Origin of the sequence: Stenotrophomonas sp. Ste96, assembly GCF_024519495.1 — a bacterium.
GTDB classification, from domain to species: Bacteria; Pseudomonadota; Gammaproteobacteria; order Xanthomonadales; family Xanthomonadaceae; genus Stenotrophomonas; species Stenotrophomonas bentonitica_A.
In genome coordinates this window covers 629,800-645,079 of the sequence record NZ_JALJRX010000001.1, presented here as the reverse complement: position 1 = coordinate 645,079, position 15,280 = coordinate 629,800, and the positions used below count along the sequence as shown (strand labels likewise).

The 15,280-nt window shown below is 67.3% G+C and carries 14 protein-coding genes; 11 read left to right on the top strand and 3 right to left on the bottom strand.

What is annotated here, in order from left to right; all coding sequences use genetic code 11:
* Positions 1-48 precede the first annotated feature (48 nt).
* The 3 genes from OC373_RS02940 to cysS form a co-directional block, all read right to left on the bottom strand.
* Positions 49-1,302, bottom strand: coding sequence for an MFS transporter (locus OC373_RS02940; protein WP_046273203.1), 1,254 nt, complete (start codon positions 1,300-1,302; stop codon positions 49-51).
* Positions 1,299-1,739 (bottom strand): SufE family protein, encoded by a 441-nt coding sequence (locus OC373_RS02935; RefSeq protein WP_019182830.1) that lies wholly within the window; start codon positions 1,737-1,739, stop codon positions 1,299-1,301. Before OC373_RS02935 ends, OC373_RS02940 begins: the two co-directional genes overlap by 4 nt.
* 149 nt (positions 1,740-1,888) lie before the next feature.
* Positions 1,889-3,256 (bottom strand): cysteine--tRNA ligase, encoded by a 1,368-nt coding sequence (gene cysS, locus OC373_RS02930; RefSeq protein WP_261997015.1) that lies wholly within the window; start codon positions 3,254-3,256, stop codon positions 1,889-1,891.
* Positions 3,257-3,511: 255 nt separating this feature from the next.
* Here cysS and OC373_RS02925 point away from each other — a divergent pair, with 255 nt between their 5' ends.
* From OC373_RS02925 to OC373_RS02875, 11 genes are all read left to right on the top strand, one after another.
* Positions 3,512-4,084, top strand: a complete 573-nt coding sequence (locus tag OC373_RS02925) for a hypothetical protein (RefSeq protein WP_019182832.1) — start codon at positions 3,512-3,514, stop codon at positions 4,082-4,084.
* A gap of 360 nt (positions 4,085-4,444) precedes the next feature.
* Complete coding sequence (locus OC373_RS02920; protein WP_019182833.1) at positions 4,445-5,455, top strand: N-acetylornithine carbamoyltransferase; 1,011 nt, start codon at positions 4,445-4,447, stop codon at positions 5,453-5,455.
* Between the two features lie 131 nt (positions 5,456-5,586).
* On the top strand, positions 5,587-6,780 hold the full coding sequence (locus tag OC373_RS02915) for an argininosuccinate synthase (protein ID WP_070425541.1): 1,194 nt from the start codon (positions 5,587-5,589) through the stop codon (positions 6,778-6,780).
* A gap of 154 nt (positions 6,781-6,934) precedes the next feature.
* The gene (locus OC373_RS02910; protein ID WP_261997014.1) at positions 6,935-8,023 is read left to right on the top strand and encodes an acetylornithine deacetylase; all 1,089 of its coding nucleotides are present in this window, start codon (positions 6,935-6,937) and stop codon (positions 8,021-8,023) included.
* 73 nt (positions 8,024-8,096) lie between these two features.
* Positions 8,097-9,422, top strand: a complete 1,326-nt coding sequence (locus OC373_RS02905; protein ID WP_046273198.1) for an acetylglutamate kinase — start codon at positions 8,097-8,099, stop codon at positions 9,420-9,422.
* Between the two features lie 5 nt (positions 9,423-9,427).
* Positions 9,428-10,027, top strand: coding sequence for a GNAT family protein (locus OC373_RS02900; RefSeq protein WP_261997013.1), 600 nt, complete (start codon positions 9,428-9,430; stop codon positions 10,025-10,027).
* Positions 10,024-10,977: an N-acetyl-gamma-glutamyl-phosphate reductase gene (argC, locus tag OC373_RS02895; protein WP_261997012.1), complete on the top strand. Its 954-nt coding sequence runs from the start codon at positions 10,024-10,026 to the stop codon at positions 10,975-10,977. The genes OC373_RS02900 and argC overlap by 4 nt, the downstream gene beginning before the upstream one ends.
* 74 nt (positions 10,978-11,051) lie before the next feature.
* Positions 11,052-12,347 (top strand): argininosuccinate lyase, encoded by a 1,296-nt coding sequence (gene argH, locus OC373_RS02890; RefSeq protein WP_261997011.1) that lies wholly within the window; start codon positions 11,052-11,054, stop codon positions 12,345-12,347.
* A 70-nt stretch (positions 12,348-12,417) separates the two neighbouring features.
* Entirely contained in the window at positions 12,418-12,678 is a 261-nt protein-coding gene (locus OC373_RS02885; RefSeq protein WP_046273195.1) for a YciI family protein, read from the top strand.
* A 13-nt stretch (positions 12,679-12,691) separates the two neighbouring features.
* A complete protein-coding gene (gene proB / locus OC373_RS02880) occupies positions 12,692-13,840 on the top strand; it encodes a glutamate 5-kinase (RefSeq protein WP_261997010.1) in 1,149 nt (382 codons plus the stop codon).
* Between the two features lie 31 nt (positions 13,841-13,871).
* Complete coding sequence (locus OC373_RS02875) at positions 13,872-15,218, top strand: glutamate-5-semialdehyde dehydrogenase (protein WP_261997009.1); 1,347 nt, start codon at positions 13,872-13,874, stop codon at positions 15,216-15,218.
* The last annotated feature ends 62 nt before the right edge of the window (positions 15,219-15,280 follow it).

Here is a 15,280-nt window from a genome sequence, read left to right as displayed (position 1 = left end):
TGTTCTACGAAAAACCCGGCTTCGGCCGGGTTTTTTTTGGCCAAATCCTCAATGCAGATCGCGCAGATTCAACCGCCGCAGCGTCGGATTCTTCCACGCCGTGATGCCGGCCACGCTCAACACCGCAAAGCCCCCCAGCACCACCGCCGGGACCAGCCCCAGCAGCTTCGCCATCGTGCCCGCATAGAACGCGCCCAGCTCATTGGACGAACTGATGAAAATGCCATTGATCGACGACACCCGCCCGCGCATCTCCTCCGGCGTCGCCAACTGCAGAATCGTCGAACGCACGACCACCGAGACACCATCGAAGGCACCGTAGAACAGCAGGATCGCCGCCGACAACCAGAAATTCGACGACAACCCGAACCCGATCACGCACAGCCCGAAACCGGCCACCGCGAACAACAGCACGCGCCCTGCATTGCGCTGCAACGGGCGACGCGCCAGCCACAGGCCCACGCACACCGAGCCCAGCGCCGGCGCCGCGCGCAGCACGCCCAGGCCTTCCGGGCCGTGGTGGAGAATCTCGTGCAGGAACGCCGGCAGCATCGCCACCACCCCGCCGAGCAGCACCGAGAACATGTCCAGCGCCATCGCCCCGACCATGATCCGGTTGCCCAGCACGAAGCGGCCGCCCTCGGCGATGCTCTTGAAGATCGGCGCCGCCGGGCCCGTATGCACCGGCTCGGAGACACGCAGCGCCGCCAGGCAGCCCAGCGCGATCAGCGACACGCCGACCGCCACGCCGTAGGCCACCCCCTTGCCGCCCCAGGCCACCAGCACGCCGCCCAGCGCGGGGCCGGCCACCATGCCCGCCTGGAACACCACCGCGCCCAGGCCCGCGCCGCGCGCGTACTGGGTGCGCTCCAGCACACGGGCGAACAGCGCGTTGTAGATCGGCGAGAGGAACGCGCGGACCATGCCGGTCAGTGCGATCGCCGCGTAGATCGGCCACACCCCGTGGAACGGCAGCCAACCCTGGGCCACCGCGGTGAGCACCAGCGCGGTCATCACCAGCCCGCTGCAGGCGACCATGCCCAGCCGGCGGCGGGGCAGGTGGTCGACCAGGTAGCCGGCAAATGGCGCCACGCAGAAGAATGGCAGTACCTCGGCCAGGCCGATCAGGCCCAGCGAGAACGGATTGCGGGTGACTTCGTAGATATGCCACCCGACCGTCACCGCGACGATCTGGTAGGAGAGCATCGCGAAGATGCGATACGCCAGCACCAGCGAAAAGCCCGGGCGGGCCAGCAGTTGCAGGGCGCTGTCGGGCTCCTGCGGATCGGCGGAGAGCGTCACGACTGCGCTTGCGCGGTGTCGCGGATGAAGGCCAGCATCGCCGCCACGCCGTTGCTGCGGGTCGGCGAGAGGTGACGCGACAGCCCGATGTCCTGGATGTAGCTTGGCTCGGTGGCCAGGATCTCGGCAGCGGAACGGCCCGAATACACGCGCAGGGCCAGGTAGATCAGCCCGGAGACGATCGCCGAATCACTGATCGCGTGGAAACGCAGGGCCTCGGCGTTGCCCTCCGGCACGATCCAGACCATGGACTGGCAACCGAGCAGGCGGTGCGCTTCGGTTTTCCATTCTTCCGGGAAGGCGGGCAGCTTGCGGCCCAGGTCGATCAGGTACTGGTAGCGCTCGGACCAGTCACCGAAGAACGCGAATTCCTCGGCGATGGCAGCCTGGGCTTCGGCGGCGGTGGGTTCGAGCGGGAACGGGGAGGTGGGGGTCATGGGGGCTCCGGGTCGGTGTTCGCCGTCCGTGGGTGACCGTGCGTTTGCGGGGGAAGCAGCCTGGCCGTCCGTGGCCGGGCCTGTGTCGTGGCGACGCCCGGCGGACCGGGCAGTGTCTGGCAGCGCCCGACGGTCAGCCGGGCGGTCGTTCAGCGTCTGCGCGACCAGCGCACGCCCTGGGCGGTGTCTTCCAGCACGATGCCTTCGGCGGCCAGCTGGTCACGGATCGCATCAGCACGGGTGAAATCACGCGCCTGCTTGGCGGCGGCGCGTTCGTCGATCAGGGCCTGGATGGCCGCATCGTCATCGGTGCCGCCTGCAGTACCGAACCAGGCGGCCGGCGCCTGCTGCAGCAGGCCCAGCGCCAGACCGGCGCCAAGCAGGGCGGATTTCCAGTGCGCCTTGTCGGCGTCGCCGGCCCTGCGTGCCTCGCCGGCGATGCGGGCCAGCTCGGCCAGTGCCTGCGGCGTGTTGAGGTCGTCATCCAGCGCGGCCTCGATCTCGGCCGGAATCACCGCAGCGGCATCCACGTCGACCAGGTCGCGCAGGGTGCCGTACAGGCGGTCCAGCGTACGCACCGACTGCTCGATCAGCGCGTCGGACCAGTCCAGCGGCTGGCGGTAGTGAGCCGACAGCAGCGCATAGCGCAGCGCCTCGGGGGCATGCTGGCGGACCAGGTCGTGCACGCGCTCGATGTTGCCGATCGACTTGCTCATCTTGGCGCCGCCGAAGTTGAGCATGCCGTTGTGCAGCCAGAACCTGGCGAACGTCTGCCCGCCGTGCGCGCACTCGCTCTGCGCGATCTCGTTCTCGTGATGCGGGAACTGCAGGTCCACGCCGCCGGCATGGATGTCGATGGTCGGCCCCAGATGCGCGGCGGCCATCGCCGAGCACTCGATGTGCCAGCCCGGGCGGCCACGGCCCCAGGGCGATGCCCAGCCGGGCAGCTCGTCGCTGGAGGGCTTCCACAGCACGAAGTCGCCCGGGTCGCGCTTGTACGGCGCCACGTCGACGCGCGCGCCGGCCAGCATCTCGTCCGGGTCGCGGCGCGAGAGCTTGCCGTAATCGGCGTAGGAGCCCACCGAGAACAGCACATGGCCTTCGGCCGCATAGGCGTGGCCGTTGGCGATCAGTTGCTCGATCATCGTCACGATCTGCGGGATATGCGCGGTGGCTTCCGGCTCGATGTCCGGCGGGACAACACCCAGCGCGGCCATGTCCTCGCGGTAGGCGGCGGCGAAGCGGTCGGTGATGGTGCTGATCGGGACCTGCTGCTCGCGCGCGGCCGTGTTGATCTTGTCATCCACGTCGGTGATGTTGCGGGCATAGCGCAGGCCGCCGAAACGGCGCCGCAGCAGGTCGGCCAGCACTCCGAACACCACCGGGCCACGGGCATTGCCGATGTGGACGTAGTTGTAGACCGTGGGGCCGCACACATACAGGGTCGGACAGGTCGGATCGAGCGGGGTGAACGGTTCGAGCTGGCGTGTCAGGTTGTTGTGCAGGCGCAGGGTCATGAGGGTCGGGAGCGGGGGTAAGCGGTCGATTTTAGAACGTGTCGGGGCCTTTGGGGGGATGCGGGGCAGGGCATGCAGGCGTTCGCGTCACCACGGCCGCCGGCTGAAGGCTTCAGCCGATCGGCCCCGTGGAGGCGCGCCCCGGGGCCGCGTCTGGGCCCGGCCTATGGGCATACGCGTCACGGAAGGGTAATGTTCAGCCCCTTGTGCCTGGCACTGCCTAAACTATCCCCCTTGTCCTTTTCCTTGTTGCCAATGAAATCCGCTTCGTTGTTGACGCTGGTCTGCCTGCTCGGAAGTGCCGCCTTCGGGGCGCGCGCCCAGGACGGTGAGGTGCGCAACCGGGTGGTGATCGTGGAGAACGTCAAGTTCGACTACGCCCAGGTGCTCAACGTGGAGCCGGTCTTCCAGACCCTGCGCGCCACGCGTACCGAGGAGCACTGCGAGCCGGTCTCCACCCGCACGCTGGCTCCGGTCAACGTCACCGGCGAAGAGCCGCAGGAAGACAAGGGTCGTTTCGGACGTTTCATGGATTCGGTGCGCTCGATCTTCCGCCGCGAAGATGGCAGCACCGATGAGAGTGGCTATTCGGAAACCGTCGTGGTGGAGGCCGCGCCGGCCAATACCGGTCCACTGCTGACCCGGGACTGCAAGATCATTCCGGTCGGCCGTGAGTTCCGCCGCCCGATCGCCTACGACGTGGACTACGTCTACAAGGGCACCAAGTACCGCTCGCGCCTTCCCGAAGACCCGGGCAACCGGCTCAAGATCCGGGTCTCGATCACCCCCTGGGTCGGCAATGAACAGGCCGGCGGCGCCAATCCGTGACCCCTCCCGTCGCCCCATCGGCGACACCTTCAACCTGAATTTCCATTCAGGCCTTGCGCCCACTCCGGGTGCATGCAAAGATGGGCGGCCATGAAACTCACCGACTTCCAGCACGACACCAGCGCCGCCCGTATGGCTACGGGCATGACGTCGCGTGCCCGCCGACCGGAACCCCACATTTTCGCTGGGTAACCGGAGCTTCGTGCTGTCTGTTCGGAAAACCCAGCCCCCGCGCTGGGTTTTTTCGTTTCTGCGATCTGAAAAGTTTCATCTGTATGTGTTTTGTAGAGCCCTGACCGCGCCCCGGCGCCCCCAACCTCCGCCGGAAACGGTGGAAAACCAGCCGCAAAGGATCGATCGATGTCCCTGAAGCACTTCCTGAACACCCAGGACTGGAGCCGCACCGACCTGGATGCCCTGCTGACCCAGGCCGCGCTGTTCAAGCGCAACAAGCTGGGCGACGAGCTCAAGGGCAAGTCGATTGCCCTGGTGTTCTTCAACCCCTCCATGCGTACCCGCACCAGCTTCGAGCTGGGCGCGTTCCAGCTGGGCGGCCACGCGATCGTGCTGCAGCCGGGCAAGGATGCCTGGCCGATCGAGTTCAACCTGGGCACGGTGATGGACGGGGATACCGAAGAGCACATCGCCGAAGTGGCCAGGGTGCTGGGCCGCTACGTCGACCTGATCGGCGTGCGCGCGTTCCCGAAGTTCATCGACTGGACCAAGGACCGCGAAGACGAAGTGCTCAAGAGCTTCGCCAAGTACTCGCCGGTGCCGGTGATCAACATGGAAACCATCACCCACCCGTGCCAGGAACTGGCCCATGTGATGGCGCTACAGGAACACTTCGGCACCCAGGACCTGCGCGGCAAGAAGTACGTGCTGACCTGGACCTACCACCCCAAGCCGCTGAACACCGCCGTGGCCAACTCGGCGCTGACCATCGCCACCCGCATGGGCATGGACGTGACCCTGCTGTGCCCGACCCCGGATTACATCCTGGATGAGCGCTACATGGGCTGGGCCGAGCAGAACGTGGCCGAGAGCGGTGGTTCGCTGCAGGTGAGCCATGACATCGCCAGCGCCTACGCCGGCGCCGATGTCGTCTACGCCAAGAGCTGGGGCGCGCTGCCGTTCTTCGGCAACTGGGAGCCGGAGAAGCCGATCCGCGACCAGTACAAGCACTTCATCGTCGACGAAGCCAAGATGGCGCTGACCAACAACGGTGTCTTCAGCCACTGCCTGCCGCTGCGCCGCAACGTGAAGGCGACCGACGGCGTGATGGATTCGGCGCAGTGCATCGCGATCAACGAAGCCGAGAACCGCCTGCATGTGCAGAAGGCGATCATGTCGGCGCTGGCAGGACGATAAGCAGCACGGCGGCCGTAGAGCCACGCCATGCGTGGCTTCGCGACGCCCAACGAATAGCAGCCACGCATGGCGTGGCTCTACCGCCTCGAAAAACGCATTCCACATTGCATTCCCACTTGGACCTGACCCCCATGAGCAAGAAAGACATCGTCCTGGCCTTCTCCGGCGGACTCGACACCAGCTTCTGCGTGCCCTACCTGCAGGAGCGCGGCTACAACGTGCACACCGTGTTCGCCGATACCGGTGGCGTGGATGACGAAGAGCGCGATTTCATCGAAAAGCGTGCCGCCGAACTGGGCGTCACCAGCCACGTCACCGTCGACGGTGGCCCGGCCATCTGGAGTGGCTTCGTCAAGCCGTTCGTGTGGGCCGGTGAGGGCTACCAGGGTCAGTACCCGCTGCTGGTCTCGGATCGTTACCTGATCGTGGACGCCGCGCTCAAGCGCGCCGCCGAACTGGGCACCAACATCATCGCCCACGGCTGCACCGGCATGGGCAACGACCAGGTCCGCTTCGACCTGGCCGTGAAGGCACTGGGCGACTACCAGATCGTCGCGCCGATCCGCGAGATCCAGAAAGAACACACCCAGACCCGCGCCTACGAGCAGAAGTACCTGGAAGAGCGCGGGTTCGGCGTGCGGGCCAAGCAGCAGGCCTACACCATCAACGAGAACCTGCTCGGCCTGACCATGTCCGGCGGCGAGATCGACCGTTGGGAAGCCCCGGGCGAGGGTGCCCGCGGCTGGTGCGCACCGCGCAGCGAATGGCCGGAACAGGCCCTGACGGTCACCCTGAAGTTCGTCGAAGGCGAAGCGGTCGAGCTGGACGGCAAGGCGCTGCCGGGTGAGCAGATCCTGGCCAGGCTCAACAAGCTGTTCGCCCCGTACGGCGTGGGCCGTGGCGTGTACACCGGCGACACCGTGATCGGCCTGAAGGGCCGCATCGTGTTCGAAGCGCCGGGCCTGGTCTCGCTGCTGGCCGCGCACCGCGCGCTGGAAGACGCCGTGCTGACCAAGCAGCAGAACCGCTTCAAGCCGGACGTGGCGCGCAAGTGGGTGGAGCTGGTGTACGAAGGCTTCTACCACGACCCGCTCAAGACCGACATCGAGGCCTTCCTGAAGTCCTCGCAGGCCAAGGTCAACGGCGAAGTGGTGCTGGAAACCCGCGGTGGCCGTGTGGACGCCGTTGCGGTGAAGTCGCCGCACCTGCTCAACACCAAGGGTGCTACGTATGCGCAGTCGGCCGACTGGGGCGTGGAAGAAGCGGAAGGCTTCATCAAGCTGTTCGGCATGAGCTCCACCCTGTACGCGCAGGTGAACCGCTAAGGCGATGCACCGGGGTGCCGGCCCCTGGCCGGCACCTGGCAACGCCGATCGATGGTAGTGCCGGCCGCTGGCCGGCGCGTGGCACGGCTGGATCATTGCAGAGCCGGCCAGCGGCCGGCACTACCGATGTTGAACCCTACGGATACTCAGACACATGCTTGAACAGACACTCGATCACCTGCAGCAGCTCGTGTCCTTCGACACGCGCAACCCGCCGCGTGCGATCACCACTGGCGGCATCTTCGATTACCTGCGTGCGAACCTGCCCGGGTTCAACGTGGAGGTGCTCGACCATGGCGACGGTGCGGTCAGCCTGTATGCGGTGCGTGGCACGCCGAAGTATCTGTTCAACGTGCACCTGGATACCGTGCCGGACTCGCCGCATTGGACCGCCGACCCGCACGTGATGCGGCGTGCGGACGATCGCGTGATCGGGCTGGGCGTGTGCGACATCAAGGGCGCTGCGGCGGCCCTGGTGGCCGCGGCCAACGCCAGCGATGGCGATGCTGCGTTTCTGTTCTCCAGCGACGAGGAGGCCAACGACCCGCGTTGCATCGCCGCCTTCCTCGCCCGGGGCATTCCGTACGAAGCGGTGCTGGTGGCCGAGCCGACGATGAGCGAAGCGGTGCTCGCGCACCGTGGCATCAGTTCGGTGCTGATGCAGTTCAAGGGCCGGGCCGGGCATGCCTCGGGCAAGCAGGATGCGGCCGCCAGCGCCTTGCACCAGGCGATGCGCTGGGGCAACCGCGCGCTGGACCATGTCGAGTCGCTGTCGCATGCGCGCTTTGGCGGGCTGACCGGCCTGCGCTTCAACATCGGGCGCGTGGAAGGCGGCATCAAGGCCAACATGATCGCGCCCGCCGCCGAGGTGCGCTTCGGCTTCCGCCCGCTGCCGTCGATGGATATCGACGCGTTGCTGGCCACCTTTGCCGGTTTCGCCGAACCGGAGGCCGCGGTGTTCACCGAGACCTTCCGCGGGCCCAGCTTCCCGGCCGGCGATATCGCCGAAGCAGAAAACCGCCGTCTGGCTGCGCGCGACGTGGCCGATGCCTTGGATATCCCGATCGGCAACGCGGTGGATTTCTGGACCGAGGCCTCGCTGTTTTCGGCCGGCGGTTACACCACGCTGGTGTACGGCCCGGGCGACATCGCCCAGGCCCACACCGCCGATGAGTTCGTGACGCTGGAGCAGCTGCAGCGTTACACCGAGTCCGTGCACGGCATCATCGCGCACGGCGCCTGATCGAATGACGCCGTCGTGGTCCCCCACTGACGGAACTCCCATCGCGGCTGCGGCCGCCTGCGACGATATCGAAATGCCTTCTTCCCAGCCCCACCGCCAGACCCGTCAGACCATCGTGCGCCTGCTCTCGAGCATGGCCAGCGCGAAGGAGATCAGCCAGTACCTCAAGCGTTTCTCGCAGCTGGACGCCAAACGCTTCGCCGTGGTCAAGGTCGGCGGCGCGGTGCTGCGCGATGACCTGGACGCGCTGACCTCCTCGCTGTCGTTCCTGCAGGAAGTCGGCCTGACCCCGATCGTGCTGCATGGTGCCGGCCCGCAGCTGGACGCCGAGCTCTCGGCGGCCGGCATCGAGAAGCAGACCGTGAACGGCCTGCGCGTGACCTCGGCCGAAGGCCTGGCGATCGTGCGCCGGGTGTTCCAGGCCTCCAACCTGCAGCTGGTTGAAGCGCTGCAGCAGAATGGCGCACGCGCGACCTCGATCACCGGGGGCGTGTTCGAAGCCGAGTACCTGGACCAGGCCACCTACGGCCTGGTCGGTGAGGTCAAGAAGGTCAATCTGGCTCCGATCGAGGCCAGCCTGCGCGCCGGCTCGATCCCGGTGATCACCAGCCTGGGCGAGACCCGCTGCGGGCAGATTCTCAACGTCAACGCTGATTTCGCCGCCAACGAGCTGGTGCAGGAACTGCAGCCGTACAAGATCATCTTCCTGACCGGCACCGGCGGCCTGCTGGATGAAGAGGGCAAGGTGATCGATTCGATCAACCTCTCCACCGAGTACGACCAGCTGATGCAGCAGCCGTGGATCCATGGCGGCATGCGGGTCAAGATCGAACAGATCAAGGACCTGCTGGATCGCCTGCCACTGGAGTCCTCGGTGTCGATCACGCGCCCGGCGGACCTGGCCAAGGAGCTGTTCACCCACAAGGGCTCGGGCACGCTGGTGCGCAAGGGCGAGAAAGTGCTGCGCGCCACCCGCTGGGACGAACTCGATCTGCCGCGCCTCAAGCAGCTGATCGAATCCAGCTTCGGCCGCACCCTCGTGGCGGATTACTTCCAGAAGACCAAGCTGCTGCGTGCCTACGTCAGCGAGAACTACCGCACCGCGGTGATCCTCACCGATGAAGCGGAAGGGGTCTACCTGGACAAGTTCGCGGTGCTCGATGACGCGCAGGGCGAAGGCCTTGGCCGCGCGGTCTGGAATGTCATGCTGGACGAAACCCCGCAGCTGTTCTGGCGCTCGCGCAACGGCAACCCGATCAATCACTTCTATTACGCCGAATCCGATGGCTGCTACAAGCAGGGCCACTGGAAGGTGTTCTGGTTCGGCGCCGATGGCTTCGACCGCATCAAAGCGTACGTCGAGCATTGCGCCGCACGCACCCCCAGCCTGGAGGGCTGAACCCGATGAATCTTGCCGATTGGACCAAGGTCCCCACGCTGGCCGGCACCCATGCCCGGCTGGAGCCGCTGCAGATGGCGCATATCGATGGCCTGCGCGGCGCACTGGGGGATGGCACCTTGTCCAAGCTCTGGTACACCCAGGTGCCGAGTGCGAAGACCATGACCGCCTATGTCCAGGCCGCGCTGCAGGCGCAGGCCGAGGGCAAGGTGTTGCCGTTCGTGGTCCTCAACGATGCCGATGAAGTGGTCGGCACCACCCGCTACTACGATCTGGACGCCGAGGTGCCGCGCCTGAGCATCGGCTACACCTGGTATGGCGAAGCCGCCCAGCGCACCGGCATCAACACCGAAACCAAACTGATGCTGCTCACCCATGCCTTCGAGCGGCTGGAATGCCTGAGCGTGGTGTTCGAGACCAGCTGGTTCAACGTCACCTCGCGCACCGCGATCGCGCGGCTGGGCGCCAAGCAGGACGGCGTGCTGCGCAACCACAAGCGCCACCCGGACGGCACCCCGCGCGACACCGTCATCTTCTCCATCATCAATGCGGAATGGCAGGGGGTGAAACGCCACCTGCAGTACCGCCTGGACGCACACGCATGAGTACCAAGATCTTCACCGTCGGCATCGTCGGCGCACGTGGCCACACCGGCGCCGAGCTGATCAAGCTGATCGCCGCCCACCCGAGCCTGCAGCTGGGCTTCGTCTCCTCGCGCGAGCTGGCCGGCCAGCGCGTGAGCGATCACCACGGCGACTGGCAGGGTGAGCTGCAGTTCGAAAACCTGGATGCCGATGCCGTCGCCGCAAAGGGCATGGACGCGGTGATCCTGGCGCTGCCCAATGGCCTGGCCGCACCGTTCGTCGCCGCGCTGGATGCGGCCCGGCCGGAGACCGTGATCGTCGACCTGTCGGCCGATCACCGCTTCGAGCCGAGCTGGTATTACGGCCTGCCGGAGCTGACCCGCGGCGATTACCTGGGCCAGAAGCACATCAGCAACCCGGGCTGCTATGCCACCGCGATGCAGCTGGCGATCAGCCCGCTGCTGCAGCAGCTGGCCGGCCCGCCGCAGTGCTTCGGTGTCTCCGGTTACTCCGGTGCGGGCACCACGCCCTCGGACAAGAACAACCCCGAGCTGCTGCGCGACAACCTGATGCCGTATGCGCTGACCAACCATGTGCACGAGCGCGAAGTCACCGCGCACCTGCGCGTGCCGGTCGAGTTCATGCCGCACGTGGCGCCGCATTTCCGCGGCATCACCATGACGGTGAACCTGTGGCTCAACACGGTGGTCAAGCGCGAGGATGTGATCGCGCTCTACCAGAAGTATTACGCCGACGAGGCGCTGATCGAGGTGCTCGACGAAGCGCCGTGGGTCAGCCAGATCGCCGGCCGGCATGGCGTTCAGATCGGGGGCTTCGACGTGGCCCCGGGCGGCAAGCGCGTGGTGGTGGTGGCGACCCTGGACAACCTGCTCAAGGGCGCGGCGACACAGGCGATGCAGAACCTCAACCTGGCGCTGGGCCTGGACGAACTGGCCTCCATCCCGCACTGATTCCCACGGCGCTGCGCGGCCCCCTGCGCGCGCCCTGACAACCCGGCGGAGCGAATCCGCCTACGGAGCAAGACATGGCAGACCTTCTGTGGCAGAAGCCCGGCGTGGCGGTAGACGCCAAGATCCAGACCTTCCTGGCCGGCGATGATGTGATCCTGGACCGTGAGTTCTTCCTGTACGACGTGGCGGCCAGCAAGGCGCATGCGCAGGGCCTGGAGAACATCGGCATTCTCGGCAACGACGAACGCATCGGCCTGCAGCGCGAGCTGGACGTGCTGGCCGAGGATTTCCGCAGTGGCGCGTTCGTGCTGGATGAGCGCTTCGAGGATTGCCACTCGGCGATCGAAGCGCGCCTGACCGAGCGCCTCGGCGATGCCGGCCGCAAGATCCACACCGGGCGCAGCCGCAACGACCAGATCCTGGTCGCGACCCGGCTGTGGTTGAAGGACAAGCTGATGCGCGTGGCCGAGCTGAGCCGCGAGATCGCCAAGGTCGCGCTGGACCGCGCCGAGGCCGAGAAGGACCTCCCCGTGCCGGGCTATACCCACATCCAGCGCGCCGTGGTGTCTTCGGCGGGGATGTGGTGGGCCGGCTGGGCCGAGGCCTTCATCGACAACGCGATCCGCGCGCACGACACGTTCAACCTGGTCGATGCCAATCCGCTCGGCACGGCCGCCGGCTACGGCGTGAACCTGCCGCTGGACCGCGCGCACACTACTGAAGCGCTCGGCTTTGCACGCATGCAGATCTCGCCGATCTACGCGCAGCTGTCGCGCGGCAAGTTCGAACTGGCGGCGCTGGAAGCACTCGGCGGCGCCACCCTGGACCTGCGCCGCATCGCATGGGACCTGTCGCTGTTCACCAGCGGCGAGTTCGGCTTCGTGGCGTTGCCGGCGCAGTACACCACCGGCAGCTCGATCATGCCGAACAAGCGCAACCCGGACGTGATCGAACTGATGCGGGCCACCCATGCCAGCGTGGCCGCGGCCCGCACCGAGATCGAGCAGCTGCTGTCGCTGCCCTCGGGCTACCACCGCGATCTGCAGAGCAGCAAGGGCGCGATCTTCCACGGCTTCGGCCGCGGCCTGGCCGCGCTGGAACTGCTGCCGGCGCTGCTGGCCAACCTGGAATGGCGCGACGACAAGCTGCGCGCGGCGATCGACTCGGGCATGTACGCCACCGATGTCGCGGTGGAGGCGGCCGTGGCCGGTGTGCCGTTCCGCGAGGCCTACAAGGCCGCCGCCGCGGCGGCGGACACGGCAGGGCAGGGGCGAACCCCCGAAGGCAGCCTGGCCGCGCGCGTGTCGCCCGGCGCGGCGGCCGACCTGCGGCTGGATGAACTGCGCGCCCGCTGGGCGGCGCTGGTGTGATCACGACGGCGGCCGCGAGGCCGCCGTTTTTGCAACGTCTCGCCGGGCCTTGCCTGGAGAAAGGAGCGCCATGAAAACCTGTTACCTGGTGATGGTCACCCGTACGCCGGACTTCCGCGATGAGGTCGGTGCCGAACACGCGCGTTTTCTCGATGAGGTGCGTGCCCGCGGGCAGCTGCTGTTGACCGGTGGCTTCACCGACAAGAGCGGCGGCGCCTACGTGCTGCAGGACATCGCCGACCTGGCCGCTGCGCAGGCGCTGGTCGACAGTGATCCGCTGCTGTTGCACGGCAGCGCCACCGCCCGTATCCACGAATGGAGCACGCGCTGAGCGCGCCGACCACATGAACCAGCCCGTGCCTTCGCCGTTTACCGAACAAGCCGTCCCGCAGTGGAAACGCGCCGTACTCAAAGTGGGCAGCAGCCTGCTGGCCGCTGACGGCGGCGGCCTCTCGCCACGCCACGCACTGGGCCTGGCCCAGTTCGTCTCGGCCAACGTGTTGGCTGGGCGCGAGGTGGTGATCGTATCCTCCGGCGCGGTTGCGGCCGGAAGGGCGATCGTGCCGCGCGCGCTGGAAGCCGGCGCGGCGATGGCAGCGCGGCAGGCGCTCGCGGCGCTGGGCCAGGCACAGCTGATCGGGCTCTGGCAGCGCTTTTTCGAACGCCCGGTGGCGCAGGTGCTGCTGACCCATGATGACCTGCGCAACCGCCGCCGTTACCTCAACGCCCGCGCCACGCTCAACGAGCTGTTGCGGTTGGGCGCGCTGCCGGTGGTCAACGAGAACGACACCGTCTCGGTGGACGAGCTCAAGCTCGGCGACAACGATAACCTCGCTGCGACCGTAGCCGCGTTGATCGACGCCGATGTGCTGTTCATCGCCACCGATATCGACGGCCTGTACAGCGCCGACCCGCGTCGCGATCCGCAGGCACGGCCGATCCATGACGTGCCGGAGTTGACCGTGGAGGTCCTGGCGATGGCCGGCGGCGCCGGCAGTGGCGCCGGTACCGGTGGCATGCACACCAAGCTGGAAGCCGCAGCCAAGGCCGGGCGGGTGGGCATCGAGACCTGCCTGTTCAACGGGCGCAGTGCCGAGGTGGTGCGTGCGCTCAGCCAGGGGCGGTTGTTCGGCACCCGCATCCATGCCGCCCAGACCCGGGTGGCCGCGCGCAAGTACTGGCTGCGGCACGCGCCGCTGGAGCCGGGCGCGATCCTGGTCGATGCCGGCGCAGCCGATGCCCTGCGTGGCAAGGGTGCCTCGCTGCTGCCTGGCGGGGTGCTGGGCGCCGAGGGCGACTTCCGCCGCGGCGACATGGTCGAGATCCGGCAGCGCCTTGAAAGTGGGGAGGTCTGCCTGGCGCGTGGCGTCAGCCAGTATTCGGCCAGCGACATCCGCCGCGTCGCCGGGCGCCACTCGCGCGACATCGAGAGCGTGCTGGGCTACAACTACGGTGGCAACGTCATCCACCGCGACGATCTGGTGATGCTGTAAAGCGTAAGAACATCCACGGTAGGGCCACGCCATGCGTGGCTGCGCAACCTGGGTCCGTTCGACATCCCCCGGCCACGCATGGCGTGGCCCTACCGTTTTTTCCGAGGTTATTGAGATGGTCGCCAGCTCCACCACCGACATCCGCAGCCAGGCGCTGGCCTGCCGGGACGCTGCCCGGCAGCTGGCGCAGTTGTCTGCCTCGGCCAAGGCCGATCTGCTCGACGCGATGGCCACCGCGCTGGAAGCCGATACCGATGCGATTCTCGCGGCCAACGCACGCGATCTTGCGGCGGCGACGGAAAAGGGCATCGGCATCGCGATGCTGGACCGCCTGGCACTGAGCCCACAGCGTCTGGCCGGTATCGCCGCCGCGCTGCGCGAGGTCGCTGCGTTGCCCGATCCCGTCGGGCAGGTGACCCGCGATGACGTGCGTCCCAATGGCATCCGGGTGCAGAAAGTGCGCGTGCCGCTGGGCGTCATCGCGATGATCTACGAAGCGCGCCCGAACGTGACCGCCGACGCCGCCGCGCTGTGCATCAAGGCCGGCAACGGCGTGATCCTGCGCGGTGGCTCGGAGGCGATCCACTCCAACACTGCCATTGCCGCCTCGCTCAAGCGCGCGCTGCGCGAGGCGGGCGTCGCCGATGCCGCACTGACCCTGGTGGAGGATCTGCGCCGCGAGACCATGCTTGCCCTGCTGCAGCTCAACGATCTGATCGATCTGGCGATTCCGCGCGGTGGGGAAGGGCTGATCCGGTTCGTGGCCGAGCATGCCCGTGTGCCGGTGATCAAGCACTACAAGGGTGTCTGCCATCTGTACGTGGACCGCGCCGCCGACCCCGCGCTTGCGCTGCGCCTGCTGGTGGACGGCAAATGCAGCCGACCCTCGGCCTGCAACTCGCTGGAGACGCTTCTGGTCCATGCCGACCTCGCGCCGAGCTTCCTGCCGTTGGCCGCGCATGCACTGGCCGAGCGCGGCGTGCGGGTGCGCGCCGACGCGGTGGCGCGACAGTGGCTGCCGGATGCCGAGCCGGCCAGCGAGGAGGATTACGCCGCCGAGTATCTGGATCTGATCATCGCCGTGCGCGTGGTCGATGACCTGGAACAGGCACTGACGCATATCCAGCAGTACAGCTCGGACCATACCGAAGTGATTGCCACGGAAGACGCCGCGGCAGCCGAGCACTTCGTGCATGCGCTGCGCTCGGCGGTGGTGATGGTCAACGCCTCCTCGCGCTTCTCCGACGGGGGCGAGCTGGGCCTGGGTGCGGAGATCGGCATCTCCACCACCCGCCTGCACGCCTATGGCCCGATGGGGCTGGAGGCGCTCACCGTCGAACGCTTCGTCGTCCGCGGCGAAGGCCAGACGCGCGCGTGACCCGGTAGAGCCGGCCGCTGGCCGGCTCCTTCGCATCCTGGCAATCCGTGGCGCCGGCCAGC

Bases quoted from the DNA above. Each gene is read 5' to 3' on its own strand.
- OC373_RS02925 (WP_019182832.1), top strand. From the start codon at position 3,512: ATGAAATCCGCTTCGTTGTTGACGCTGGTCTGCCTGCTCGGAAGTGCC.
- argC (WP_261997012.1), top strand. From the start codon at position 10,024: ATGAGTACCAAGATCTTCACCGTCGGCATCGTCGGCGCACGTGGCCAC.
- proB (WP_261997010.1), top strand. From the start codon at position 12,692: ATGAACCAGCCCGTGCCTTCGCCGTTTACCGAACAAGCCGTCCCGCAG.
- OC373_RS02905 (WP_046273198.1), top strand. From the start codon at position 8,097: ATGCCTTCTTCCCAGCCCCACCGCCAGACCCGTCAGACCATCGTGCGC.
- cysS (WP_261997015.1), bottom strand. From the start codon at position 3,256: ATGACCCTGCGCCTGCACAACAACCTGACACGCCAGCTCGAACCGTTC.
- OC373_RS02935 (WP_019182830.1), bottom strand. From the start codon at position 1,739: ATGACCCCCACCTCCCCGTTCCCGCTCGAACCCACCGCCGCCGAAGCC.
- OC373_RS02875 (WP_261997009.1), top strand. From the start codon at position 13,872: ATGCGTGGCTGCGCAACCTGGGTCCGTTCGACATCCCCCGGCCACGCA.
- OC373_RS02915 (WP_070425541.1), top strand. From the start codon at position 5,587: ATGAGCAAGAAAGACATCGTCCTGGCCTTCTCCGGCGGACTCGACACC.
- OC373_RS02885 (WP_046273195.1), top strand. From the start codon at position 12,418: ATGAAAACCTGTTACCTGGTGATGGTCACCCGTACGCCGGACTTCCGC.
- OC373_RS02900 (WP_261997013.1), top strand. From the start codon at position 9,428: ATGAATCTTGCCGATTGGACCAAGGTCCCCACGCTGGCCGGCACCCAT.
- OC373_RS02920 (WP_019182833.1), top strand. From the start codon at position 4,445: ATGTCCCTGAAGCACTTCCTGAACACCCAGGACTGGAGCCGCACCGAC.
- argH (WP_261997011.1), top strand. From the start codon at position 11,052: ATGGCAGACCTTCTGTGGCAGAAGCCCGGCGTGGCGGTAGACGCCAAG.
- OC373_RS02910 (WP_261997014.1), top strand. From the start codon at position 6,935: ATGCTTGAACAGACACTCGATCACCTGCAGCAGCTCGTGTCCTTCGAC.